Raw genomic sequence first — 22,379 nt, 5'->3', positions numbered from 1 at the left:
CCCAGGTCCCGACCCTGGTAACGCTATGTGTCCGCTGCGTGTCGAGCAAGGGGTGACGGGCCGGTGACCCCTGTCCGGTTGCGGACTTGACCTGCGATTCAGTCCGGCGGGGTGGTCGGGGCGGTCAGTGACGCAGCGTGTGGATCAAGGTGACCACCTGGCGGGTCACGGGGCGCAGCACCCGGAGCCGGGACAGCCCCACCAGCCGGTCGACCAGCGGGACCGCGCCGTCGATGAGCTGGCGGGTCTTGGCCTGGCCGGGGGAGCGGTCGTGCACCCAGTAGAGCACCACGCCCATGTAGCCGAGCCAGAGCAGCTCCGGCAGGGATTCGCGCAGGTCGGCGTCCACCTTGGCGGCCGAACCCTCCAGCACCTCGCGGAAGAGCGCGACCGACGCCTCCCGCGCGCCGGACGACTCGGCGGAGAACGGGCTGAGCGGCGAGGTGGGCTCGGCCGCCGTCTTGAAGAAGCTGGCGGCGAACGAGTGGTACGGCGTCAGCACGTCCACCCCGGCGTGCAGCACGGCGGCCAGCCGGGCGGCGAAGTCCCGCTCCCGCGCCAGCGCCGGCGCGGCCACCACCTGGTGTTCACGCTGGGTCTCCGCGTAGAACTCCTGGATCAGGTGTTCCTTGGAGCCGAAGTAGTAGTAGGCGTTGCCCACCGCCACGCCGGCCTCCTGGGCGATGGCGCGCATGGTGGTGCGCGCGTACCCCCGCTCGCGGAACAGCCGCATCGCGGTGTCCAGGATCAGCTGGCGGGTCTGCTCACCCCGGGCCGTCGCCCCGGTGCTCGGGCCGTCCGCAGCGGTCGTCGGCGCAGTCTGCTCGGTCATCGTCGTCACCGTATCCCGGGTCCGGCCGCGGTTCCCGGACCAGCTCACGCACCGCGGAGGCGGTCGTCACCACCCGCCGGGCCAGCGGCAGCAGGTGCGGGCGGGCCAGCCGCTCGGCCGTCGTGCGGTGGTCGGCCAGGGCCCAGAGGCAGGCGAACCAGGCACCGTCGCCCGCGTAGACCGCGCCGGTGTCGGCCACCACGGTCAGGTCCCGCAGCGTGGCGTCGTGGTCGAGCCCGGGGAAGCGCCGCCGGGCCTCCGCCGACCCGGCCGGCACGAACTCCAGGGGTACGAGCTGGGCGCGCGACGCGAGCCACTGGCGGGCGGCCCGGCAGAGCGGGCAGTGCGCGTCGTAGAGGACGGTGAACCCGCGGATCCCACCGGCCCCGTGCCCGGTGGGATCCGTCGGGCGCCCGCCCGGGGCGAGCGTCATCGTGGCGGGGCGGGCGGCGTCTGCCCCGGCGTGGGCCCGGCCGGCGCCGATCCGGCCGGGTTGACCGGTCGGGGGCCGCCCTGCGGCAGGAGGTAGCCGACCGGGGCGAGCGGCGGGTGCGCGGCCGCCTGCTGGCGCAGCCGCCCGCGCCGGTAGCGGCCGAGCGCGAAGACGTTGAAGAAGTGCAGCGCGCCGAGGACCAGCAGCACGAGGCCCACCTTCATGGAGAGCTGTTCCAGCGCCTGGCTGGTGTCGCCCACCGGGCCGGCCTCCTTCATGGCCACCGTGACGTAGCCGAGGTTGAGCAGGTAGAAGCCGACCACCAGCAGGCTGTTGACCGCGTCGGCCAGCCGCTTGTCGGCGAAGACGTCCTCCAGGAACACCAGCCCGTTGCGGGACAGCGCCCGGGCCACCCAGACGGTCAGCCCGATGCTGACCGCGAGGTAGGCCAGGTACATCCAGACCTTCGCATCCATCGCCGTCGCCTCTCTTGAACACGTTCAAATCGAAGTCGGGCTCAGCGTACGACAGTATTTGAACGCGTTCAAGTAGCTGCCCGTCGCGCGGATCCCGCGCGGCCGGTATGGTCGCGACGGCGTTGGCGGAGCGGACGGGCGGGTCATGGAGATCGGTACGCGGGACGCGGGGAAGGGCCGGCTGTTCCTCAGCCCGGTCGGCGACCTCGACATGGCCGGGGTGCCCGCGTTCGACCGGGCGCTCGACGAGGTGCTGGACCGGCCCGGCCTGGTGGAGATCGTGGTCGACCTCGGCGCGGTCCCGTTCCTCGACTCGACCGGGGTGGCCGCCCTGCTGCGCGGCGCGGCCGAGGCGGTCGGCCGGGGCGCCTCCCTCCGGGTGGCCGACCCGCAGCCGGTGGTGGCCAAGGTGCTGCGGATCACCGCGGTCGACGTGCTGCTCGGCTGGCCGGGCGGGAGAGGCGACGGCAGCTCCGCCGTGGAGCCCGGCTGGCGCCGGTTGCGCTGAGCCCGCTCAGGGCTCCACCCGGGCGGCCGCCGCGCCGGACCACTCCACCAGCACCATGGTGGCGTCGTCGAGGGAGGCGGTGCCCCGGTACGCGGCCACGGCCCGAGCCAGCCGGCGCAGCGTCTCCGGCGCGGGAAGCTCCGAGCCGATGTGCCGCTCGGCGAGGTCGGCGAGCCGGGGCAGCCCGAACATCTCCCCGGTCGCGTCCCGGGCCTCGGTCACCCCGTCGGTGTAGAGCAGCAGCCGGTCCTCCGGCTCCAGCCGGGCCTCGCCGGGCTCGCCGCCGGGCAGGTTCAGCCCGAGCGGCGGGCGGCGCCCGCCGGTCAGGGCGCGTACGGCCCGTCCCCGGCGCAGCAGCACCGGGGCGGGATGCCCGGCGTTGACGTACCGGATCAGGCCCGTGTCGACCTCGATCTCGGCCAGCACGGCGGTCACGAACCGCCCGTCCCGCCACTGGCTGCGCAGCGCCGTCTCCACGGCGGCGATCTGCTCCGCCAGTCCACCGCCGGTGCGCCGGGCGGCCCGCAGCGCGGCGAGCGCCACCGCCGTGGTCAGGGTCGCCGGCAGCCCGTGGCCGACGCCGTCCAGCACCGCGAGCGCGAGCCGGCCGCCGTCCAGCGCGTAGTCGAACGCGTCCCCGCCCACCTCGTAACAGGGCTCCAGGATCGCGCTGACGACCACCGTGTCGACGGCGAAGGTGAGCGGCGGGAGCAGTTGCCAGAGCAGCTCGGCGGAGACCGCCATGGGCTCGCTCCGCCGGGCGCGCTGGAGGCCGTCCCCGTACGCGGACTTGCTGGCCACCAGGTGCCCGACCAGGCCGGCGACTGCCCGGCAGCCGTCCCGCAGGGCCGGGTCGTCCGGGTCCGCCCCGGCCGGCAGCCCGACCTCCAGCAGACCCAGCCGCTCGGTGCCGTCGACTACCGGCACCCAGAGCCGGCCGTCCTGCCCGGCGCGCACCCGTACCTCGGTGTAGGCGCGGCCGGGCAGGCTGGCGTCGATCGGCAGCGGATCCGGCAGCGGCCGACCCGGCTCGGGCAGCGGGCGCAGCAGCTCCTGCTCGACGTCCACCACGTAGGTCGTCACGGTCACGCCGAGGTCGCGCACCGCCGCGGTCACCGCCGTGGACAGCGCCTCCGGCGGCACCCGGTGGGACCGGAAGACCAGGTCGGCCAGCGCCCGGTGCCAGGGGTCGACTGTGCTCATCCGGCCGGAGTACCCCGCAACAGGGCCCGGCAGACCTCAGCCGGCCAGACCGAGCACCTGTGCCGCCGCGCGGCCGTTGGCGTGGCTGGCGCCGTACGTGGTGACGAAGGCCCGGGCGCCGGCCGGCCGCCAGTCGCCGGGCCAGCCCATCTCCACCACGGTCACCGGGTGCGTGGCGGCCAGCGCGTCGACCAGCTCTCGGGCCCCGGGCAGCCGGTGCAGGTGCCGGCCGACCAGCACGATGGGCCGCTCACCGGCGAGCCCGCGCAGCTCCTCCGGGTCGGTCTCGCCGGCGACGGCGCGGACCACCTCGGCCCCGGCCAGGTGCGGGCCCAGCCCCCACGGCACCCGCCCCTCGGCGATGGTGGAGGTGGCGTGCACCTGCACCACCAGCGGCGCGGCCAGGCCGGTGACGTCGCCCTCCACGCGTACCGCGCGCAGGGCGGCGGCGTAGCCGAGGCCGTCCGGGGTCGTGGCCGCGGTGACGCCCGTGGCGGTCCAGGCGGCCAGCTCGGCGGCCCGGCCGGCGGCCTCCTCGACCCGGGCCTGGTCCAGCCGGCCGTCGGCGAGCGCCGCGACGATCTCCTCGACGACGTGCGCCACCAGGTCGGCGTCGACCTTGGCGCCGATGCAGAGCAGGTCCGCCCCGGCGGCCAGGGCGCGGACCGCGGCCGGTCCCACCCCGCCGGCGGCGAGCGCGGCGCCCTTCATCTCCAGCGCGTCGGTGATCACGGCGCCGGTGAAGCCGTACTCGCGGCGCAGCAGGTCGACCAGGACCGCCCGGCTGAAGGTGGCCGGACCGTCGCCGGTCAGCGCGGGCACCCGGATGTGCGCGGTCATGACGGCGCGTACCCCGGCGTCCACCACCGCGGCGAACGGCGGCAAATCGCGCTCGCGCAGCACGGCCGGCGACACGTCGACGGTGGGCAGCTCGTAGTGGGAGTCGGCGACCGTCGCGCCGTGCCCGGGGAAGTGCTTGGCGCAGGCGGCCACCCCGGCGGACTGGAGGCCGGCGACCGCGGCGGCCGAGTGGGCGGCCACCCGGGCCGGGTCGGCGCCGAACGAGCGGGTGCCGATCACCGGGTTCTCGTCGGCGGTGTTCACGTCCACGGTCGGCGCGAGGTCCAGGTTGATGCCGAGGGCGGCCAGCTCGGCGCCGATCGCCGCGTACACCTGGCGGGTGAGGGTCAGGTCGTCGACCGCGCCGAGGGCGGCGTTGCCCGGGTACGGGCTGCCGGTGGCGTGCGCCAGCCGGGTGACGTCCCCGCCCTCCTCGTCGATCGCGATGAGCACGTCCGGGCGGCCGGCGCGCAGCGCCGCCGTGGTCGCCGCCAGCTGGGCCGGGTCGTGGACGTTGGTGCCGAACAGGGTGTGCCCGGCGAGCCCGTCGGCGAGCAGGTCGACCGCCCAGTCGGGCGGGACCGGGCCGGGGTACGCCGCCAGCAGCGTGCCCAGCGCGAGCCGACGGAGTCCTGGATCCAACCCCACGAGTAGCCCCTTTCCCTGCCGGGTCGTCCGACGACCTTGGATCGGGGTGGCCGATACGCTAACGGACACCCCTCGGCAGGCGTTTGTGGTTTAGAAACTTTACTGAAAATAGAGGACGTGGCATGAGTGCGACCCGGCTGCCCGGCACCCCCCGACTGTTGCGGGCGCTCAACGACCGCGCGGCGCTGGAGCTGCTGCTCGAGCAGGGGCCACTGACCCGGGCGCGGATCGGCGAGCTGACCGGGCTCTCCAAGGTCACCGCGTCCCAGCTGGTCGAACGGCTGGAGGAACGCGGCCTGGTCGCCCGGGTCGGTGAGCAGGCCGGCGGGCGGGGCCCGAACGCCCAGCTCTACGCGGTCCGCCCGGGCAGCGCGTACGTGGTCGGCGTGGACGTCGGGGCCGAGCGGGTGGTGGCCGCCTGCGCCGACATCACCGGCGCGGTGGTGGGCCGGGTCGAGCAGTCCACGAAGGACACCGACGACCCGGTCGGCGTGGTGCACAACGCGGTGGTCCAGGCCGCCAGCAGCGCCGGCGCGGAGCTGTCCAGCGTACGGCGGATCGTGCTGGGCACCCCCGGTCTCGTCGACCCGGGCACCGGCGACATCACCTTCGCGTTCAACCTGCCGCGCTGGCACAGCGGCCTGCTCGCCGCGCTCCGCGAGGACCTGCACACCCCGGTGGTCTTCGAGAACGACGTGAACCTGGCCGCCGTGGCCGAGGCCCAGTCCGGCGCGGCGCAGGGGACGGCGGACTTCGTGCTGGTCTGGGTGGACGCCGGCGTGGGCCTGGCGATCATGCTGGGCGGGCGGTTGCACCACGGCAGCAGCGGCGCGGCCGGCGAGATCGGCTACCTGCCGGTGCCCGGCGTGCCCATCCCGCGGGACGTGTCGAAGCGGGCCAAGCCGGCGTTCCAGCAGCTCGCCGGGGCCGACGCGGTCCGCGCGGTGGCCGCCGAGCACGGCTTCGCCGCGGCCAGCGCGGCCGACGCGGTGCGCGCCGCCATCGCCGCCGGCACCGAGGGGGGCCCGATGCTGGACGAGCTGGCCCGCCGGCTGGCGCTCGGGGTGGCCAGCACCTGCGTGGTGCTCGACCCGCCGCTCGTGGTGCTGGCCGGCGAGGTGGGGCGGGCCGGCGGGGCGGCGCTGGCCGAGCGGGTGCAGCACGAGGTCGCCGCCATCACCCTGGTCCGGCCGCGGGTGGTGAGCACCGGGCTGACCGAGGAGCCGATCCTGCGCGGCGCGCTGCGTACCGCCCTGGACGCGGTGCGCGACGAGGTGTTCGGCTCGACGGTCGGCTGACCGCCGGCCCGTCGTCGCCCGCGCCGCCATGTGAAGGAATTCTTCACGAAGCGGCGAGCCTCTGCAAGGAGTTGCCGGTGCGGCCCCCGGTCGGGGGCCGCACCGGCGCGGCTCAGATCAGGTCGCGGCGGCGGAACACCGCGAAGGCCGCCACGACCAGGGCCCCGGTCAGGCCGAGCAGGACCACCAGCCCCGGCGCCCAGCCCAGGGTGTAGGAGCCGTCGCAGAAGCCGCCGACGCCGTCGTCGCAGGCGCTCCCGTCCCAGAACCGGGCCTCGCCGCTGAGCCAGGCCCCCAGGTAGCTGGAGAGCATGAACCGCTCCGGGCGAGCCACGTCCAGGATCTGGAACACCAGCCGCGCGCCCAGCTCCCACACCACCAGGTAGGCGGCCACCGTGCCGAGCGCCGCCGAGGTGTGCCGGCCCAGCGTGGCCACCGCGAAGCCGATCGCCGCGGCCAGCAGCACCAGCACCACGCCCCGCGCCCAGACGACGCCGAGCGACGACCAGAACTCGCCACCCAGCCGGCCGGTCAGCCCGGACACCTCGCCGATCAGCCAGAACACCCCCAGGTACGCCACCGACGCCAGCGCGGAGAGCCCGAGCAGCCCGCCGAGCAGCGTGCCCAGCTTGGCGCCGAGCACGGCGATCCGGCGCGGCCGCCAGAGCAGCAGGTTGACCACACCGCCGGAGTTCAGGTCGGCGCCGATGTAGGAGGCGCCGACCAGGAACCCGAACATCGCCAGGAACGCGATCAGGAAGTAGAGCAGCGGCTCGGCCTCGTTGGCGAAGACGAACACGCCGCTGAGGTAGTCGGAGGCGGCCGGGAGCTTCTCCATCCGCGCCGGGTCGATCTGCGCGCAGTCCCGGGGCAGGTAGTCGTTCTCGTCCGGGGTCACCGTGCCCGCCTTGATCCGCAGGCAGCGGTCGTGCGCCAGTTCCATGTCGCGCACCTGATCGGCGGCCTGCGCCTGGGCCCGGCTCAGCTCCAGCGGGGTGGGCCGGTGCGACCCGGCCAGCGTGGTCGCCACGGTCACCGCGAAGGCGACCACCAGCAGCAGCACCATGAGCTGCACGAAGCGGCGGGCGGCCAGCCGCTCCAGCTCGGCACGGACCAGGTTCACGCGTCCACCTCCCGGCTCTCCCGGACGTCCAGGTCGATCACTCCGTCGCGCGGCGGGGCCCCGTCCACCTGGCGGGGCAGCGCCGGGTGCGGGTGGTCGCCGGTCAGCTCCAGGAAGACACTCTCCAGGTCCGGCCGGAGCGGGACCAGCTCGCGCACCCAGAGGCCCTGCTCGCCCAGCGTGCGGCTGATCAGCTCGGGGTCGACGACCCCGGTCACCACCAGGTGCTCCGGGTACGCGGTCACCGCCAGCCCGGCACGCCCCAGCAGCTCCACGGCCCGCTCGGGCTCGGCCACCCGGACCTGCCACTGGTGCTGGTCGAAGCCGGCCAGCACCTCCGCCACCGGCCCGTACGCGACCCGCCGGCCCCGGCTGATGATCGTCACGTGGTCGCAGATGAGCTGGATCTCGGCCAGGATGTGGCTGGAGAGCAGCACGGTCACCCCGGCCGCGGCGAGCGACCGCATGAGGTCACGCATCTCCCGGATGCCGGCCGGGTCCAGGCCGTTCGCCGGCTCGTCCAGGATCAGCAGTTGCGGGTCCTTGAGCAGCGCCGAGGCGACCGCCAGCCGCTGCTTCATGCCGAGCGAGTAGCCCTTGACCCGCTCGTCGCCGCGGTCCCGCAGGCCGACCTGCTCCAGCACCTCGTCGACCCGGGTGGTGGGCACCCCGCCGGCCAGAGCCAGCAGCCGCAGCGTGCGGTGGGCGGTGAAGTTGCCGAAGAACTGGGGGCTCTCCACGATCGCGCCGACCCGCCCGGCCACCTCGGACAGCCGCTCCGGGGAGTCGGCCCCGAGCACGCTCATCCGGCCCGCGTCGGCGCGTACCAGCCCGAGCAGGGCGCGCAGCGTGGTGGTCTTCCCCGAGCCGTTCGGCCCGAGGAAGCCGTGCACCTGGCCGCTCTCGACCAGCAGGTCGAAGCCGTCGACGGCGACCCGGCGCCCCTGGCGCAGGGTGTGGAACGTCTTGCGGAGACCGGCGATCTCGATGACCGCGCTCATCCGCACGCCTCCCGGCAGCGGTCGGGCATGAGGCGTCCTCCCGGAGTGGTGACCAACGACACGGCGCCCCACCCTATGGCCGCGACGACGCCCGTGGGGGGCACCGGGCGGGCTGCGTGGTTGGATGGAACGGTGACTGGTGACCTGATCCCCGGCGCCGCCGGCGCCCCCGCCCCCGCCCCCGTGGACGCGGATCTGGTGGTCAGCCTCGACAGCGTCGGCGTCAAGCGCTCCGGCAGCGCGCTGCTGCAGGACGTCGACTGGCGGGTCGAGCTGGACGAACGTTGGGTGGTGCTCGGCCCGAACGGCGCCGGTAAGACCACCCTGCTCAACCTGGCCGCCGGCCGGCTGCACCCGACCACCGGCGTGGCGCACGTGCTCGGCGAGCGGATCGGTCGCACCGACGTCAACGAGCTGCGGACCCGGATCGGCCTCTCCACCGCCACGCTCGCCGAGCGGATCCCCACCGACGAGCGGGTCACCGACGTCGTGGTGACCGCGGCCTGGTCGGTGGTGGGTCGCTGGCGGGAGAGCTACGACCGCACCGACGAGGCGCGGGCCCGCCCGCTGCTCGGCCAGCTCGGCGTCGCCCACCTCGCCGAGCGGACGTACGGCACGCTCTCCGAGGGCGAGCGCAAGCGGGTGCAGATCGCCCGGGCCCTCATGACCGACCCGGAGCTGCTGCTGCTCGACGAGCCGGCCGCCGGGCTCGACCTGGGCGGCCGGGAGGACCTGGTCGCCCGGCTCGCGGAGCTGGCGTACGACCCGGACGCCCCGGCCATGGTGCTGGTCACCCACCACGTCGAGGAGATCCCGCCGGGCTTCACCCACGCGCTGCTGCTGCGCGAGGGGGGCGTCGTGGCGCAGGGCCTGCTCGCCGAGACGCTCACGGCCGACAACCTGTCGAAGACGTTCGGCCTGCCGCTGGTCGTGTCGCGGGCCGGCGAGCGCTGGACCGCGCGCGCCGCCTGAGCCGACGGGAGACGACGCCGTGCAGCAGACCCGGGTCGCCGTGGTGGGCAGCGCGAACATGGACCTGGTCGGCACCGCCGCGGCGCTGCCCCGGCCGGGGGAGACCGTGCTCGGCAGCGACTTCGTCATGCTGCCCGGCGGCAAGGGCGCCAACCAGGCCGTCGCCGCCGTGCGCGCCGGCGCGTCCTGCGTCTTCCTCGGCGCGATCGGCTCGGACGCCTTCGGGGTGACGCTCAAGGCCCGGATCACCGCGGCCGGCGTCGACACCGGCCACCTCCGGGTGGTGTACGGCGCCTCGGGCGTCGCCCTGGTCATGGTGGGCGGTGCGGGGGAGAACACCATCCTGGTCACGCCCGGCGCCAACGAGGCGTTCACCGGGCTCACCGAGGGTGAGCTGGCCGCCGTACGCGAGGCGGACGTGCTGGTCGCGCAGTTGGAGGTGCCGGTCGAGACGGTGACCGCGGCGGCGCTGGCGGCCCGGTCGGCCGGCACCCGGGTGGTGCTCAACGCGGCGCCCGCCCGGCCGGTGCCGGCGGAGCTGCTGGCCGCGGTCGACCTGCTGGTGGTCAACGAGACGGAGGCGCAGGCGCTCACCGGCCGTGGCCGGGACGAGCCGGCGGCGCTGCTGGAACTGGTGCCCCGCGCGGTGCTCACCCTCGGCGGCGACGGCGCCTGGTACGTCGAGCGGGACCGACCGGCCGTGCACGTCCCGGCCGTGAAGGTCGACGTGGTCGATTCCACGGCCGCCGGTGACGCCTTCACGGCCGCCCTCGCGGTGGCCTGGGGCGAGGGGCGGGAGCTGGTCGAGGCGGTGCACTGGGCGGCGGCGGCCGGGGCGGCCTGCGTCCGCAGGCTGGGCGCCTCGGTGGCGCTGCCCCGCCGGGTGGAGATCGACGAGCTGTTCAGCCAGCCGGTCTGACCTCGGGCGCACCGGCCCGGAACGCCCGCCGGTACGCCGACGGCGAGGTCCGCATGGCCCGGCCGAAGTGGTGCCGGTAGGTGACCGGGCTGTCGAAGCCCACCGCCGTCGCGATCTCGGCCACCGGGGCGTCGGTCGTCTCCAGCAGTGCCAGGCTGGCCCGCACCCGCTGGTCGATGAGCCAGCGGATCGGGCTGGTGCCGGTGGCCCGGGCGAAGTGCCGCAGGTAGCTGCGGGTCGACAGGTGCGCCTGCCGGGCCAGCGCCGCCACGGTCAGCGGCTCGGCCAGGTGGCGCACCGCCCAGGCCAGGCTCGCGGCGATCCGGTCGTCCTCCGGGTCGACGCTCACCGGCGCCTCGATGAACTGCGCCTGCCCGCCGTCACGGTGCGGCGGGATCACCAGCCGGCGGGCCACCGCGTTGGCCACGGCCGCGCCGAAGTCGCGCCGGACCACGTGCACGCAGAGGTCCAGCCCGGCGGCGCTGCCCGCGCTGGTGAGGATGTCGCCGTCGTCCAGGTAGAGCACGTCGGGGTCGACCGTGACCGCCGGGTGGCGGCGGCCCAGCAGGTCGGCGTACCGCCAGTGGGTGGTGGCCCGCCGGCCGTCGAGGAGGCCGGCGCCGGCCAGGGCGAAGGCGCCGGAACAGATCGACATGAGCCGGGCGCCCCGGCGGTGCGCCCGGCGCAGCGCGCCCACCAGCTCCGGCGACGGGTCGACGGTCACGTCCGGCACCCCGGGCAGGATCACCGTGCCGGCGGCGGCGAGGGTCTCCAGGCCGTACGGGGTGTGCAGGGCGGCCCCGCCGACGACCGGCACCGGCCCGGGGCGCTCCGCGCAGACGGTGAGCCGGTACCAGTCGACCTCCAGCTCGGGCCGGGGCAGCCCGAACACCTCGGTCACGATGCCGGTCTCGAAGACCGACATCCCCGGGTACGCGAGCACCGCCACGGTCCGGTCGACGGAGGTCATGGCGGGATGTTAGCGAAGGACGGCGATCACGCCACTCCCGCCGGTGTCCCGACGGGCCGCACGATCGGCACATGACCTTCTCCGTGCCGCCGGCCGACCCGGCCACCGCCGTTGCCCACTTCCGTGCCCGACTCAGCTTCGAGACCGACGTCAGCGACGTGCACGCCGCGCTGGAGGCGGGCACGCCCGGACTCGTCGTGGTCGACTCCCGGGGCGACGCCGCGTGGCGGCAGGGCCACCTGCCGGGTGCCCTGCACCTGCCCACCGCCGAGATCGCCGCCCGGGCCGCCGAGCTCGTGCCGGCCGGGTCGACGGTGGTCACGTACTGCTGGGGGCCGGGCTGCAACGGGGCCACCCGGGCGGCGCTGGAGTTCGCCCGGCTCGGCCGGCCCGTGAAGGAGATGCTCGGCGGCTTCGAGTACTGGGCGCGGGAGGGGCTGCCGGTGGTCACCCCGACGGGCACGGTGCGCCGCCGGGTGGACGAGCTGACCGCGCCCCGGTCCGCGGTCAGCTGCGACTGCTGACGGTCAGTCGACGGGCTCGTCGGTCAGGCGTTCGCCCCGGCGGCGCAGCATGCCCAGCCCAGGGATGCCGGCCACGGCCAGCTTGAGGTCCCGGGTGACGGCCAGCAGGTCGTGCAGGTCCGGGCCGACCCGGTCCAGGGTGGCCAGGATCGGCAGCACGTCCGAGGTGAGGTGCTCCTTCAGCTTCGGCAGCTCGTCGACCAGCCGGATCGCCGCGGTCACCTCCTCCGGGCTGAGCTGCTCGACGAACCGGCTCGCCATCGGCGCGGCCCGGCGCAGCGCCGGCTCGTACGCGCCCAGCAATTCGGCCGCGGTGCCGGCCGCCTCCTCGGCGGCGACCACCGTGCCGGCGGCCCGGGCGGCCACCGCGTCGGCCTCGGCCACCACGGTGGCCGCCGCCCGGGCCACCCGGTCGGCCTCGCCCACCACGACGGCGGCGGCCGTGGCGACGTCGGTCGCGGTGTCGATCGCTTCGGTGGCGGCGGCGCTGATCACGGCCACCTCCCGGACCGCCGCCTCCGCGTCGTCGAGCACCCGGTCGGTGCGGTCCAGGGTGCCCTCGATCCGGTCGACCACCCCGTTGATCCGCCGCAGCAGCGTCTCCACCTCGTCGAGCACCGCGAAGGCGCGGGCCGGCACGGCGGCGAACGCGGCGGCCGAGCCGAGCGCCTGGTCGAGGGCGGAACGGGTGAGCCCGACGACGGCGCCGGGTCGGGGGAGGGGAATCGCCATGCCACCCAGTGTGCGTCCCGCCGGCCAGGGCCGCCGGGTGACGGCGGCGCGGCCGCCGTCACACCCCAGCGGTGCGGACGGTGACGGCCGCGCCGGGTCGGGTGGTCACCGATGGTCGCCCTGCTGCTCGACGGCGCGCTGCACGGCCCGGTAGATCTGCCCGAACCGGAGCGCGTCGGGGGTGCGCAGCAGCAGCACCTCGCGCCCGTGGTGCTGCACCCACAGCTCGTGCACCCGGTTGCCCCGCTCGTAGGAGCGATCCAGCCAGCCGAGCGGCACCTCCAGGAACGGGGTCAGGGCCAGCCCGCCCACCACGAACGCCGCCAGGATGACCAGCGCCAGCTTCCAGTCGCCCCGGTCCTGCGCGGCCCACGCCAGCGAGAGCACGCAGACCAGCGCCACGAGCGGCGGCAGCGACAGCAGCAGGACCAGCACCCCGCGCCCCAGGACCCGGCCCCGGACCGCCAGGGTGGTGGCGCCGCGGGCGTGCCAGACGTACGTGACGTCGGCGAGCGCGACGACGTGCCCGCCGGCGTGGATGGTCTCGGAGGTGACCTGTACCGAGTCGTCCCGGTAATAGAGGGTCATCACTCAGCCTAACCACCGGGAGTCCAGAGGGGACGGTGCGGCGGTGGGGCCGGCGGGGTAGCGTGCCGGCATGGCGGACCGGGACGGGGCCGAGGCGGCCGGCACCGAGCAGCGGCGCAACGTCGAGGTGGTCCGGCGGTACCTGCGGACCTTCGTCACCAAGGATCTGGCGGAGCTGGCCGAGGTGGTCGCCGAGGACGTGGAGATCTACGGCTCCGGCACGGCGGTGCGCGGCCGGCGCTACCCCGAGGCGGCCGTCTCCTCGCCGGGGTTGACCGTGCTCGACCAGCAGATCCTGGAGATCTTCGCGGCCGGGGACCGGGTGGTGGTCTCGATGGCGCAGACCTACCGGCGGGACGCGACCGGCGCGACCACGGTGCAGAGCGCCTGCAAGATGTACCGGCTGGCCGGCGGGCGGATCGTCCAGTTCTGGGGCGAGCAGGACACCTACGGCCTGCTGCGCGGCCTCGGGTTGCTGCCCGACGAGCCGATCGCCTTCTGAGCGGCGGGCGCGCTCTCCATGGCGCGCTGCACCGCCCGGTAGATCTGGCCGAAGCGCAGCGCGTCGCCGGTGTGCAGCAGTCGCACCGGCTGGCCCCGCCAGCGCGCCCACATCTCCCACTCCCGGCTGCCGCGGGCGTACGACCGGTCGAGGTGCTCGAAGAGCACGTCGGCGAGCGGGCCGACGCCGAGCCCGACCAGCACGGACGCCCCGACGATGGCGATCGTGACCACGGCGGAGCGGTGCAGCCAGACCGCCAGCCCGATGCCGAGCACGGCGGCCACCAGCGGGCCGGCGAGGGCCGCGCCGATCGCGCCCCGGCCGGCGAGCACCCGCCAGGAGCGGTTGCCCCGGCGGTGCCACACCATGCCCAGTTCGGCGAGGGGATAGGTGCGCCCGTCGACCCGGACGGCGCTGGAGGTGACCCGGACCGAGCGGTCGTCGTAGTAGGTGATCATGGCCTCACTCCCGGTGGCGGGGCTGCGGCAACTCCAGCTCGGCGCGTCTGAGGCCGCACAGCGACCTGGAGCCGTCGACACCACACTGTCTACCCCAACGACCCTGGTCGTAAGGTTGGCACGCGACTTCGACGAGGAAGTGAGGGCAGCGTGGGCGAGTTCGTCAGGCTGGAAGTGAAGGACGGCATCGGCACCATCCGGCTGGAGCGGCCGCCGATGAACGCGCTGAACACCCAGGTGCAGGAGGAGTTGCGCGCCGCCGCCACGGCGGCCACCGCCGACGCGGAGGTCCGCGCGGTCATCGTGTACGGCGGGGAGAAGGTCTTCGCCGCCGGCGCGGACATCAAGGAGATGGCCGACATGTCCTACGTGGACATGGCCGACCGCGCCGCCGACCTGTCCAGCGCGCTGGGCGCGATCGCCCGGATCCCCAAGCCGGTGGTCGCCGCGATCACCGGGTACGCCCTCGGTGGCGGCTGCGAGCTGGCCCTGGCCTGCGACTGGCGGATCGTTGCCGAGGACGCCAAGCTCGGCCAGCCGGAGATCAAGCTCGGCATCATCCCGGGCGCCGGCGGCACCCAGCGGCTGGCCCGCCTGGTCGGCCCGGCCCGCGCCAAGGACCTGATCATGACGGGCCGGATGGTCGACGCCGAGGAGGCGCTGCGGATCGGCCTGGCCGACCGGGTGGTCCCGGCCGCCGAGGTCTACGAGGCCGCCGTCGCCTACGTGAAGCCGTACCTGACCGGCCCGGTGCAGGCGCTGCGGGCGGCCAAGCTGGCCGTCGACGGCGGCCTGGACATGGACCTCAACTCCGGCCTGGCCTGGGAGAGCCAGCTCTTCGCGGCGCTGTTCGCCACCGACGACCGGCGCGAGGGCATGGCCGCGTTCGTGGAGAAGCGCAAGCCGGGCTTCACCGGCCGCTGAACCCGCCGCTCCGGGTCGGCGGCCCACCCGCCGCCGACCCGAGAACGGTTCACATCCCGCCTACCGGCCAGTAGCGTGTGACTCCGGTCATGACGAAGGGAAGTGGCGATGACGGAACGGGTCGAGGGGCACGGCGGCGAGCTGGCCCTCGCGGCGCTGCGCGCGCACGGCGTACGGGAGATGTTCACCCTCTCCGGCGGGCACGTCTTCCCGCTCTACGACGCCGCGCACCGGACCGGCTTCCCGATCTACGACGTCCGGCACGAGCAGTCCGCCGTCTTCGCCGCCGAGGCGGTGGCGAAGCTCCAGCGCCGCCCCGGCCTGGCCGTGCTCACCGCCGGTCCCGGCGTCACGAACGGCGTCTCCGGCCTGACCAGCGCGTTCTTCAACGCCTCGCCGGTGCTGGTGCTCGGCGGGCGGGCCCCGCAGTTCCGCTGGGGCTCCGGCAGCCTCCAGGAGATGGACCACCTGCCGCTGGTCGCCCCGGTCACCAAGCACGCCGAGACGGTGTTCGGCGCCGACGACATCCCGCGCGCGGTCACCGCGGCGCTCACCGCCGCGCTCACCCCGCACCGCGGGCCGGCCTTCCTCGACTTCCCCCTGGAGGCGGTGTTCTCGGTCGGCGAGGCCGACCTGCCCACGGTCACCCCGCCGACGGCGATCGAGGCCGACCCTGAGGAGGTCGCGAAGGCCGCCGCCCTGATCGCCGGCGCGTCCCGGCCGGTGATCATCGCCGGCTCCGACGTGTACGCGGGCGACGCGATCGAGGCGCTGCGGGCCGCCGCCGAGTCCCTCCAGGTGCCGGTCTTCACCAACGGCATGGGCCGGGGCGCGCTGCCGCCGGAGCACCCGCTCGCCTTCGCCAAGGCCCGCCGGGTCGCGCTCAAGGGCGCCGACGTGGTCGTGGTGGTCGGCACCCCGCTCGACTTCCGGCTCGCCTTCGGCGACTTCGGCGACGCGCAGGTGGTGCACGTGGTGGACGCGCCCAGCCAGCGCGCCGGGCACGTCCAGCCGGCCGCCGCCCCCGCCGGTGACCTGCGGCTGATCCTCACCGCGTTCGCCGAGCACCCCGGCGACCGGGCCGACCACGCCGACTGGATCGCCCAGCTGCGCACGGCCGAGGACGCCGCGAAGGCCCGCGACGCGGCCGAGATGGCCGCCGAGACCGACCCGATCCGCCCGGCAAGGGTCTACGGCGAGCTGCGCAAGGTGCTCGCCCCGGACGCCATCACGATCGGCGACGGCGGCGACTTCGTCTCGTACGCCGGGAAGTACCTGGAGCCCGCCCAGCCCGGCACGTGGCTCGACCCCGGCCCGTACGGCTGCCTGGGCACCGGGATGGGCTACGCCATGGGGGCCCGGGTCAGCCACCCCGACCGGCAGATCTGCGTGCTCATGGGCGACGGCGCGGCCGGCTTCTCGCTGATGGACGTGGAGTCCCTGGCCCGCCAGCGGCTCCCCGTGGTGATCGTGGTCGGCAACAACGGCATCTGGGGCCTGGAGAAGCACCCCATGCGGGCCATGTACGGCTACGACGTGGCCGCCGACCTCCAGCCCGGGCTGCGCTACGACCGGGTGGTCGAGGCGCTCGGCGGCGCGGGCGAGACGGTGGAGAAGGCCGCCGACCTCGGCCCGGCCCTGTCCCGCGCGTTCGACGCCGGCGTGCCGTACCTGGTCAACGTGCTGACCGACCCGGCCGACGCGTACCCCCGCTCGTCGAACCTGGCCTGACCTCGACACCGCGACCGCCGTCGCCCGGGTGACCGGCGACGGCGGTCGCGTCGTTCTGCCCGGAGGTTGAATCAGCGGTCTGTCAGCGCCTGTCGCCGTAACGTCAGCGCCGTCGCTCAAGGTGGGGTGACCAGCGATAACGACGGGAGTTCCGATGACGTACGCGATCCGCGCGGAAGGTCTGGTGCGCCGCTTCGGCGCCACCACCGCGCTGGCCGGGGTCGACCTGGCCGTCCCCACCGGGACGGTGTTCGGGCTGCTCGGGCCGAACGGGGCGGGCAAGACCACCGCGGTCCGGGTGCTGGCCACCCTCCTCGCCGCCGACGAGGGGCACGCCACCGTCGGCGGCTACGACGTCCGCCGCGACGCCCACCGGGTGCGCCAGCTGATCGGCCTCACCGGTCAGTACGCCTCGGTCGACGAGAACCTGACCGGCACCGAGAACCTGCTGCTCATCGGCCGGCTGCTCGGGCTGTCCCGGTCCGACGCCCGGGCCCGGGCCCGGGCGTTGCTGGCCGACTTCCAGCTCACCGACGCGGCCGAGCGGGCCGCCAAGACCTATTCCGGCGGCATGCGCCGCCGGCTCGACCTGGCCGCCAGCCTGGTCGGCCGCCCGCAGGTGCTCTTCCTCGACGAGCCGACCACCGGGCTCGACCCCCGCAGCCGCAACGAGCTGTGGGACATCGTCCGCGACCTGGTCGCCGACGGCGTGACCGTGCTGCTCACCACCCAGTACCTGGAGGAGGCCGACCAGCTCGCCGGCGAGATCGCGGTGGTCGACCACGGCCGGGTGATCGCCCAGGGCACCCCGGAGGAGCTGAAGGCGCGCACCGGCGGCCAGGTGCTCGCCGTCCGCCCGACCGACCCCACCGACCTGCCGACCGTGGTGGCCGTCGCCACCGAGGTCACCGGGACCGCCCCGGAGGTCGCCCAGACCACCGTCACCGTGCCGGTGAACGACCCGGACGTGCTGCCGGCCATGGTGCGCCGGCTCGACGCCGCCGAGGTCGCGGTGGCCGAGCTGGCGCTGCGCGGCGCCAGCCTGGACGAGGTCTTCCTCTCCCTGACCGGTCATCGGGCCGAGCAGGACGCCCCCGCCGGCACCGACCTGGAAAGGATCCCGGCATGACCGCCGCCACCCTCGCCGCCCCGCTCGCCCCGGCCCGCCGGCCGGGCCTGGTCGCCGGAATGCGGCACACCTTCACCCTGGCCTGGCGCAGCCTCGTGCAGATCAAGCACAACCCGATGGAACTGCTCGACCTGAGCATCCAACCGGTGATGTTCGTGCTGCTGTTCACGTACGTCTTCGGCACCGCGATCGCCGGCTCGCCGGGCGACTACCTGAAGTTCGCGCTGCCCGGGATCATCGTGCAGAACGCGTTCTTCGCCACCATGACCACCGGCTTCGGGCTCAACACCGACCTCACCAAGGGTGTCTTCGACCGGTTGCGGGCGCTGCCCGTGGCCCGGTGGGCGCCGCTGGCCGGCCGGATCCTCGCCGACACCGTCAAGCAGGCGTGGTCGGTGGCGCTGCTGATCGGCGTCGGGATGATCCTCGGTTTCCGGGTGAACCACGGGTTCGCCGGGCTGCTGGCCGCGTTCCTCCTGCTGCTGGTCTTCTCACTGGCCGCCTCGTGGATCTCGGTGCTGGTCGGTGTGCTGGTCAGCGAGCCGGACAAGGTGCAGATCTTCGGCTTCATGGTGATCTTCCCGCTCACCTTCACCAGCAACGCGTTCGTGCCGACCGACAAGATGCCGTCCTGGCTCCAGCACTGGGTGGAGATCAACCCGGCCACCATCCTGGCCGACGCGCTGCGCGGCCTGCTGGTCTCCGGTCCGGTGGCCGGTCCGGTCGCCCGGTCACTGATCTGGGCCGGCGTGCTGCTCGCCGTCTTCGCCCCGCCCGCCGTGCGGGCGCTCAGGCGTCGAGTGTGACGGCCACCGCCTCAGCGGCGGTCTCCCAGCGGTAGCCCAGCCCGCCCGCGTACGCCTCAGCGAAGCCCACCTCGCCGAGCGCGTCGCGGGCGGCCGCCTCCACCCGGGGGCGGTCCAGCACCGCGTGGTCCGGGCCGCCCCGGATCCCGGTCGCCGCCCCGAGCAGCGCGGCGGCGGCGGCCGGGCGGTCGAGCCGCAGCGCCAGGTCGGCGTAGCCGACCAGCACCGCCGCGACCACGGGGGCGTCCTGCGAGCCGACGGCCAGCTTCAGGGCCTGGTCGTGCCGGGTCCGGGCGGAGACCAGGTCGCCGTCGGCGGCGTCGAGCACGGCCAGGGTGGAGGCGTTGAGCGCCCGCCACTGCGGGGCGATCGAGCGGTCGCCCACCAGCCGGGCGCACTCGGCGAGGCAGGCCCGCGCCCCGGCCCGGTCGCCCTCCGCGCGCAGCAGCTCCGCCTTCCCGTACGCGAGGGCCGCCCGCGTCTCGTCGGAGCCGGAGATCTCGGCCTCGCGCACCGCCCGGTCCAGTTCCGCCCACGCCCGGTCCCGGTCGCCGCGCCGCCACAGGTTGTGCGCCAGCCGCAGCCGCATCTCCGGCACGTCCTCGCGGACGCCCAGCTCCTCGAAGTAGGTCATGGCCTCCTCGTGGTACGGCGTGGCCGCGGCGGCCTCGCCGCGCCGGTCGAGGAGGTCGGCCAGCGAGGTGAGGCTGAACGACATGCCCCACCGGTCGCCGACGGTGCGGTAGTGCGCCAGCCCGGCCCGCAGGTCCGCCTCCGCGTCGGAGTCCGGCAGGCCCCCGTTGAGCAGGGCGTGCGCACGGATCAGCCGGACGATCCCGGCCACCCACGGATCCGGATCGTCGAACAGGGCCACCATGGCCGCCATGGCCGGCGGCTGGAAGTTCGTGTCGAACGCCGCCGCGATCGGCGCGGCGAGGCGGAGCAGAGGGTGTTCGTGCTCGTGCCCGACGGACAGCTCCACCGCCCGGCCCAGCCACTCGCTGCTGACCGGCAGGTTGCCGGCGTGGGTGGCGGTCAGGTTCAGCGCGCCGGTGGCGAGGGCGATCGCGGTGGTGGAGGGCGGCGCGTCGGCCAGCCCGGGCAGCGCGAGCACCTGGCCGGCCAGGTCGGCGCCCTCGGCACGCTGGCCGGTGAGCCACCAGTACCAGCCGAGCGCGGCGGCGTACCGCACGGCGGTGGGGGCGTCGCCCACGGCGATCGCGTAGCGCAGCCCGGAGTGCAGGTTGTCGTGGTCGGCCGAGAGCCGGCGCAGCCAGTCCAGTTGCGCCGCGCCGCGCAGCTCCGGCTCGGCCGCCTCGGCCAGGGCCAGGAACTCGGCGGCGTGCGCCCGCCGGACCCGGTCCGCCTCGCCGGCCTCGGCCAGCCGGTCCAGGCCGTACTCCCGGATGGTCTCCAGCATCCGGTAGCGCGGCTCACCCGTGCCGCCCACCACCACCAGCGACTTGTCCACCAGCGTGGAGAGCCCGTCGAGCACGTCCGCGACCGCTCCAGGTCGTGGCGCGGCGGCGGACGCGGCGAGCTGGAGTGGTCGTACGACGCCGCACACCCGCTCGGCCGCCTCCAGGGTGGCGCCGCCCGCGAAGACGGCCAGCCGCCGCCAGAGCGCGCGTTCCCCGTCGTCGAGCAGGTCCCAGCTCCAGTCGACCACGGCCCGTAGCGTCTGGTGCCGGGGCAGCGCGGTCCGGCTGCCGCCGGTGAGAAGCCGGAACCGGTCGTCCAGCCGGGTGTCCACCTGCGCCGCGGTCATCGTGCGCAGCCGCGCGGCGGCCAGCTCGATGGCGAGCGGCATGCCGTCCAGCGCCCGGCAGATGCGCACCACCGGCCCGACCGTGGCCGCGTCCACCGCGAAGTCCGGGCGGACCGCGCCGGCCCGGTCGGCGAAGAGCCGCACCGCCGGGTACGCGAGCGCCGTCGCCGGGTCCGCGCCGGCCGGGGGCAGGGCCAGCGACTCCACCGGCCGCAGAGCCTCCCCGGTGATGCCCAGGGGCTCCCGGCTGGTGGCCAGCACCCGCAGCCCGGGGCAGGCGGTGAGCAGCCGCTCGGTGAGGCCCGCCGCCGCGTCGAGCAGGTGCTCGCAGTTGTCCAGCAGCAGCAGGACGGCACGCCCGGCGAGCGCGTCGACCAGCCGCCCGACCGGGTCGGCCGGCTCGGGGGCGCCACGGCCGGCCCGGGCCAGCAACGCCTGCTCGCGCAGGCCGAGCGCCGCGAGGGCCGCCTGCGGCACCTCGGCGGGATCGGTGACCGGGGCGAGCGGCACCAGCCACACCCCGTCCGGGAAGCGACCAGCCACCGCCCGGCCCGACTCGACCGCCAGCCGGGTCTTGCCGGCCCCGCCCGGGCCGGTGAGGGTGGCCAGCCGGAACCGGTCGAGCAGCCCGGCGACCCGGGCCACCTCCTCCTCGCGCCCGACGAAGCTGGTCAGCGTGGCGGGCAGGTTCCCCCGGGCGGGGCGACCCGGATCGGCGGCCGGGTCGTGACCCGTGCCGGCCTGCGCCGGGCCCCGGGCCGGGTCCGCCGGGCCGCGGCCGTCGGCGCGGTCGGGGACGGCCGCCGGCTCGCCGCGCAGGATCTCCAGGTGCAGGGCGGCCAGCTCGGGGCCCGGGTCGGTGCCGAGGGTGTCGGCGAGGGTGGCGCGCAGCCGCTCGTACTCGGCCAGGGCCTCGGCCGCGCGGCCGGCCCGGTGCAGCGCCCGGATCAGCAGCCCGGTCAGCCGCTCCCGCAGCGGATGGGCGGCGACCAGCTCGCGCAGCTCGGGCAGCAGGGCTTCCGGCGCCGCCCGGTCCAGCCGCGTCTGCACCAGGTCCTCGGTGGCGGCGAGCCGCAGCTCGGTGAGCCGGGCCACCGGCGCCCGGGCGAAGCCGGCGTCGGCCACGTCGGCCAGGGCCGGGCCGCGCCAGAGGGCCAGCGCCTCGTCCAGCCGGCGGCAGCCCTCGGCCGGATCGTCGGCGAGCCGGGCCCGGGCGGCCCGGACGGCGGCCTCGAACCGGTGCACGTCCACGTCGTCCGGGGCGACGGCGAGCCGGTAGCCGCCGGGCTGCGCCTCGACGGGCAGCCCGGCCCGGCGCAGCCGCGAGACCAGGGCCTGGAGCGCGTTGGCGGCCCCCGCCGGTGGCTCGCCCGCCCAGAGCGCGTCGGTGAGCCGGCCGACGGTGACCGTCCGGCCCGGCTCCAGGGCCAGCAGGATCAGCAGCCGGCGCAGCCGGGCGCCGCCCACCTCCACCGGCGTACCGGTGTCGGCGCGCAGTTCCAGGGGGCCGAGCAGGCTGATCCGCACGGCGTCGATTGTGCCCGGCCGGCGCCCGCCGGCGGCGCTCAGACCTCCGGCCGGTCCCGGTCGTCCTGCCCGCGGCGCAGCTCCTCCTCACGCCGGCGCAGGTCCTCCTCCCAGCGCCGGAGGCGCTCCTGGTCCTCGGTGCGGGAGCGCTCGGCGAGCGAGGAGAGGAACTCGGGGTCGTCGTCCGGCGCGACCGGCGGCCGGCGGTGCTGCTCGGAGAAGCCGTTCCCCATCGGCCAGGCGGTGCGGGGCGACCGGGCGCCCGCCTCCCGGCCGGCGACGAACCAGGCGATCGAGCCGACCAGCGGAAAGAACAGGATGATCAGCACCCAGGCGATCCGGGGCAGCGCCCGGATCTCTCCCTCCTCGGCGGAGAGGCAGCTGATCAGCGCGCAGACGGCGAGCACGATCTGGGCCAGGAAGAGCAGCCCGTAGAGGCGAACCATGCGGGACATCATGGCCCACCG

At 75.5% G+C, this 22,379-nt stretch carries 23 protein-coding genes; 10 read left to right on the top strand and 13 right to left on the bottom strand.

Features of this window, described 5'->3' with window-relative positions:
* Nucleotides 1–124: 124 nt before the first annotated feature.
* From IEY96_RS07395 to IEY96_RS07385, 3 genes are read right to left on the bottom strand one after another with little or no spacing between them, the layout of a single operon-like run.
* Nucleotides 125–832: a TetR/AcrR family transcriptional regulator gene (locus tag IEY96_RS07395; protein WP_189194034.1), complete on the bottom strand. Its 708-nt coding sequence runs from the start codon at nt 830–832 to the stop codon at nt 125–127.
* Entirely contained in the window at nt 765–1,265 is a 501-nt protein-coding gene (locus IEY96_RS07390) for a thiol-disulfide oxidoreductase DCC family protein (RefSeq protein ID WP_189194033.1), read from the bottom strand. The genes IEY96_RS07395 and IEY96_RS07390 overlap by 68 nt, the downstream gene beginning before the upstream one ends.
* A complete protein-coding gene (locus IEY96_RS07385; RefSeq protein WP_189194032.1) occupies nt 1,262–1,741 on the bottom strand; it encodes a hypothetical protein in 480 nt (159 codons plus the stop codon). The genes IEY96_RS07390 and IEY96_RS07385 overlap by 4 nt, the downstream gene beginning before the upstream one ends.
* Before the next feature lie 145 nt (nt 1,742–1,886).
* Here IEY96_RS07385 and IEY96_RS07380 point away from each other — a divergent pair, with 145 nt between their 5' ends.
* A complete protein-coding gene (locus IEY96_RS07380; RefSeq protein ID WP_189194031.1) occupies nt 1,887–2,249 on the top strand; it encodes an STAS domain-containing protein in 363 nt (120 codons plus the stop codon).
* A 6-nt stretch (nt 2,250–2,255) separates the two neighbouring features.
* Here IEY96_RS07380 and IEY96_RS07375 read toward each other — a convergent pair whose 3' ends face one another.
* Nucleotides 2,256–3,452: a PP2C family protein-serine/threonine phosphatase gene (locus IEY96_RS07375; RefSeq protein WP_189194030.1), complete on the bottom strand. Its 1,197-nt coding sequence runs from the start codon at nt 3,450–3,452 to the stop codon at nt 2,256–2,258.
* A gap of 36 nt (nt 3,453–3,488) precedes the next feature.
* Nucleotides 3,489–4,940, bottom strand: a complete 1,452-nt coding sequence (locus tag IEY96_RS07370) for a glycoside hydrolase family 3 N-terminal domain-containing protein (RefSeq protein ID WP_189194029.1) — start codon at nt 4,938–4,940, stop codon at nt 3,489–3,491.
* Between the two features lie 122 nt (nt 4,941–5,062).
* On the opposite strand from IEY96_RS07370, the gene IEY96_RS07365 reads away from it, so the two are divergent.
* Entirely contained in the window at nt 5,063–6,238 is a 1,176-nt protein-coding gene (locus tag IEY96_RS07365) for an ROK family transcriptional regulator (protein WP_189194028.1), read from the top strand.
* A 112-nt stretch (nt 6,239–6,350) separates the two neighbouring features.
* Here the strand turns inward: IEY96_RS07365 and IEY96_RS07360 are convergent, their stop codons facing one another.
* Nucleotides 6,351–7,361 (bottom strand): ABC transporter permease subunit, encoded by a 1,011-nt coding sequence (locus IEY96_RS07360; protein WP_189194027.1) that lies wholly within the window; start codon nt 7,359–7,361, stop codon nt 6,351–6,353.
* Nucleotides 7,358–8,362 (bottom strand): ABC transporter ATP-binding protein, encoded by a 1,005-nt coding sequence (locus IEY96_RS07355; protein WP_189194026.1) that lies wholly within the window; start codon nt 8,360–8,362, stop codon nt 7,358–7,360. Before IEY96_RS07355 ends, IEY96_RS07360 begins: the two co-directional genes overlap by 4 nt.
* 75 nt (nt 8,363–8,437) lie before the next feature.
* Between IEY96_RS07355 and IEY96_RS07350 the strand changes: the two genes are divergently transcribed.
* Together IEY96_RS07350 and IEY96_RS07345 are read left to right on the top strand one after the other, a co-directional pair.
* The gene (locus tag IEY96_RS07350) at nt 8,438–9,334 is read left to right on the top strand and encodes an ABC transporter ATP-binding protein (RefSeq protein ID WP_189194025.1); all 897 of its coding nucleotides are present in this window, start codon (nt 8,438–8,440) and stop codon (nt 9,332–9,334) included.
* Nucleotides 9,335–9,353: 19 nt separating this feature from the next.
* Nucleotides 9,354–10,253 carry a ribokinase gene (locus IEY96_RS07345; protein WP_189194024.1) on the top strand — a complete coding sequence of 300 codons (900 nt, stop codon included), beginning with the start codon at nt 9,354–9,356 and terminating at the stop codon, nt 10,251–10,253.
* On the opposite strand, the gene IEY96_RS07340 is transcribed toward IEY96_RS07345, so the two are convergent.
* The gene (locus tag IEY96_RS07340; protein WP_189194023.1) at nt 10,237–11,223 is read right to left on the bottom strand and encodes a helix-turn-helix domain-containing protein; all 987 of its coding nucleotides are present in this window, start codon (nt 11,221–11,223) and stop codon (nt 10,237–10,239) included. The genes IEY96_RS07345 and IEY96_RS07340 overlap by 17 nt on opposite strands.
* 71 nt (nt 11,224–11,294) lie before the next feature.
* Here IEY96_RS07340 and IEY96_RS07335 point away from each other — a divergent pair, with 71 nt between their 5' ends.
* Nucleotides 11,295–11,747 carry a rhodanese-like domain-containing protein gene (locus IEY96_RS07335; RefSeq protein ID WP_189194022.1) on the top strand — a complete coding sequence of 151 codons (453 nt, stop codon included), beginning with the start codon at nt 11,295–11,297 and terminating at the stop codon, nt 11,745–11,747.
* 3 nt (nt 11,748–11,750) lie between these two features.
* On the opposite strand, the gene IEY96_RS07330 is transcribed toward IEY96_RS07335, so the two are convergent.
* Together IEY96_RS07330 and IEY96_RS07325 are read right to left on the bottom strand one after the other, a co-directional pair.
* Nucleotides 11,751–12,479 (bottom strand): hypothetical protein, encoded by a 729-nt coding sequence (locus IEY96_RS07330; protein WP_189194021.1) that lies wholly within the window; start codon nt 12,477–12,479, stop codon nt 11,751–11,753.
* Nucleotides 12,480–12,584: 105 nt separating this feature from the next.
* A complete protein-coding gene (locus IEY96_RS07325) occupies nt 12,585–13,067 on the bottom strand; it encodes a DUF6232 family protein (RefSeq protein WP_189194020.1) in 483 nt (160 codons plus the stop codon).
* A 70-nt stretch (nt 13,068–13,137) separates the two neighbouring features.
* On the opposite strand from IEY96_RS07325, the gene IEY96_RS07320 reads away from it, so the two are divergent.
* Entirely contained in the window at nt 13,138–13,569 is a 432-nt protein-coding gene (locus tag IEY96_RS07320; RefSeq protein WP_189194019.1) for a nuclear transport factor 2 family protein, read from the top strand.
* Here the strand turns inward: IEY96_RS07320 and IEY96_RS07315 are convergent.
* Entirely contained in the window at nt 13,515–14,027 is a 513-nt protein-coding gene (locus IEY96_RS07315; protein WP_189194018.1) for a DUF6232 family protein, read from the bottom strand. The genes IEY96_RS07320 and IEY96_RS07315 overlap by 55 nt on opposite strands.
* Before the next feature lie 150 nt (nt 14,028–14,177).
* On the opposite strand from IEY96_RS07315, the gene IEY96_RS07310 reads away from it, so the two are divergent.
* The 4 genes from IEY96_RS07310 to IEY96_RS07295 all read left to right on the top strand — a co-directional run bounded on the left by IEY96_RS07310 (nt 14,178) and on the right by IEY96_RS07295 (nt 18,617).
* Nucleotides 14,178–14,951 carry an enoyl-CoA hydratase-related protein gene (locus IEY96_RS07310; RefSeq protein WP_189194017.1) on the top strand — a complete coding sequence of 258 codons (774 nt, stop codon included), beginning with the start codon at nt 14,178–14,180 and terminating at the stop codon, nt 14,949–14,951.
* A gap of 108 nt (nt 14,952–15,059) precedes the next feature.
* The gene (locus IEY96_RS07305; protein ID WP_189194016.1) at nt 15,060–16,682 is read left to right on the top strand and encodes an acetolactate synthase; all 1,623 of its coding nucleotides are present in this window, start codon (nt 15,060–15,062) and stop codon (nt 16,680–16,682) included.
* A gap of 154 nt (nt 16,683–16,836) precedes the next feature.
* Complete coding sequence (locus tag IEY96_RS07300) at nt 16,837–17,811, top strand: ATP-binding cassette domain-containing protein (RefSeq protein ID WP_189194015.1); 975 nt, start codon at nt 16,837–16,839, stop codon at nt 17,809–17,811.
* Nucleotides 17,808–18,617 carry an ABC transporter permease gene (locus IEY96_RS07295; protein ID WP_189194014.1) on the top strand — a complete coding sequence of 270 codons (810 nt, stop codon included), beginning with the start codon at nt 17,808–17,810 and terminating at the stop codon, nt 18,615–18,617. The genes IEY96_RS07300 and IEY96_RS07295 overlap by 4 nt, the downstream gene beginning before the upstream one ends.
* Here the strand turns inward: IEY96_RS07295 and IEY96_RS07290 are convergent.
* Nucleotides 18,601–21,912, bottom strand: coding sequence for an AfsR/SARP family transcriptional regulator (locus IEY96_RS07290; RefSeq protein WP_189194013.1), 3,312 nt, complete (start codon nt 21,910–21,912; stop codon nt 18,601–18,603). The genes IEY96_RS07295 and IEY96_RS07290 overlap by 17 nt on opposite strands.
* Before the next feature lie 38 nt (nt 21,913–21,950).
* A complete protein-coding gene (locus tag IEY96_RS07285; protein ID WP_189194012.1) occupies nt 21,951–22,358 on the bottom strand; it encodes a PLD nuclease N-terminal domain-containing protein in 408 nt (135 codons plus the stop codon).
* Nucleotides 22,359–22,379 lie beyond the last annotated feature (21 nt).

The organism is Micromonospora fulviviridis (assembly GCF_014648395.1).
Lineage (GTDB): Bacteria > Actinomycetota > Actinomycetes > Mycobacteriales > Micromonosporaceae > Micromonospora > Micromonospora fulviviridis.
The sequence above is the reverse complement of the archived record's forward strand: the minus strand, read 5'-3'. Positions and strand labels throughout refer to the sequence as shown.

Coding starts and splice junctions, on each gene's coding strand:
- IEY96_RS07300 (WP_189194015.1), top strand. CDS start 16,837: ATGACGTACGCGATCCGCGCGGAAGGTCTGGTGCGCCGCTTCGGCGCC.
- IEY96_RS07325 (WP_189194020.1), bottom strand. CDS start 13,067: ATGACCCTCTATTACCGGGACGACTCGGTACAGGTCACCTCCGAGACC.
- IEY96_RS07295 (WP_189194014.1), top strand. CDS start 17,808: ATGACCGCCGCCACCCTCGCCGCCCCGCTCGCCCCGGCCCGCCGGCCG.
- IEY96_RS07330 (WP_189194021.1), bottom strand. CDS start 12,479: ATGGCGATTCCCCTCCCCCGACCCGGCGCCGTCGTCGGGCTCACCCGT.
- IEY96_RS07375 (WP_189194030.1), bottom strand. CDS start 3,452: ATGAGCACAGTCGACCCCTGGCACCGGGCGCTGGCCGACCTGGTCTTC.
- IEY96_RS07395 (WP_189194034.1), bottom strand. CDS start 832: ATGACCGAGCAGACTGCGCCGACGACCGCTGCGGACGGCCCGAGCACC.
- IEY96_RS07380 (WP_189194031.1), top strand. CDS start 1,887: ATGGAGATCGGTACGCGGGACGCGGGGAAGGGCCGGCTGTTCCTCAGC.
- IEY96_RS07305 (WP_189194016.1), top strand. CDS start 15,060: ATGACGGAACGGGTCGAGGGGCACGGCGGCGAGCTGGCCCTCGCGGCG.
- IEY96_RS07355 (WP_189194026.1), bottom strand. CDS start 8,362: ATGAGCGCGGTCATCGAGATCGCCGGTCTCCGCAAGACGTTCCACACC.
- IEY96_RS07365 (WP_189194028.1), top strand. CDS start 5,063: ATGAGTGCGACCCGGCTGCCCGGCACCCCCCGACTGTTGCGGGCGCTC.
- IEY96_RS07390 (WP_189194033.1), bottom strand. CDS start 1,265: ATGACGCTCGCCCCGGGCGGGCGCCCGACGGATCCCACCGGGCACGGG.
- IEY96_RS07385 (WP_189194032.1), bottom strand. CDS start 1,741: ATGGATGCGAAGGTCTGGATGTACCTGGCCTACCTCGCGGTCAGCATC.
- IEY96_RS07320 (WP_189194019.1), top strand. CDS start 13,138: ATGGCGGACCGGGACGGGGCCGAGGCGGCCGGCACCGAGCAGCGGCGC.
- IEY96_RS07350 (WP_189194025.1), top strand. CDS start 8,438: ATGGCCGCGACGACGCCCGTGGGGGGCACCGGGCGGGCTGCGTGGTTG.
- IEY96_RS07285 (WP_189194012.1), bottom strand. CDS start 22,358: ATGGTTCGCCTCTACGGGCTGCTCTTCCTGGCCCAGATCGTGCTCGCC.
- IEY96_RS07340 (WP_189194023.1), bottom strand. CDS start 11,223: ATGACCTCCGTCGACCGGACCGTGGCGGTGCTCGCGTACCCGGGGATG.
- IEY96_RS07335 (WP_189194022.1), top strand. CDS start 11,295: ATGACCTTCTCCGTGCCGCCGGCCGACCCGGCCACCGCCGTTGCCCAC.
- IEY96_RS07315 (WP_189194018.1), bottom strand. CDS start 14,027: ATGATCACCTACTACGACGACCGCTCGGTCCGGGTCACCTCCAGCGCC.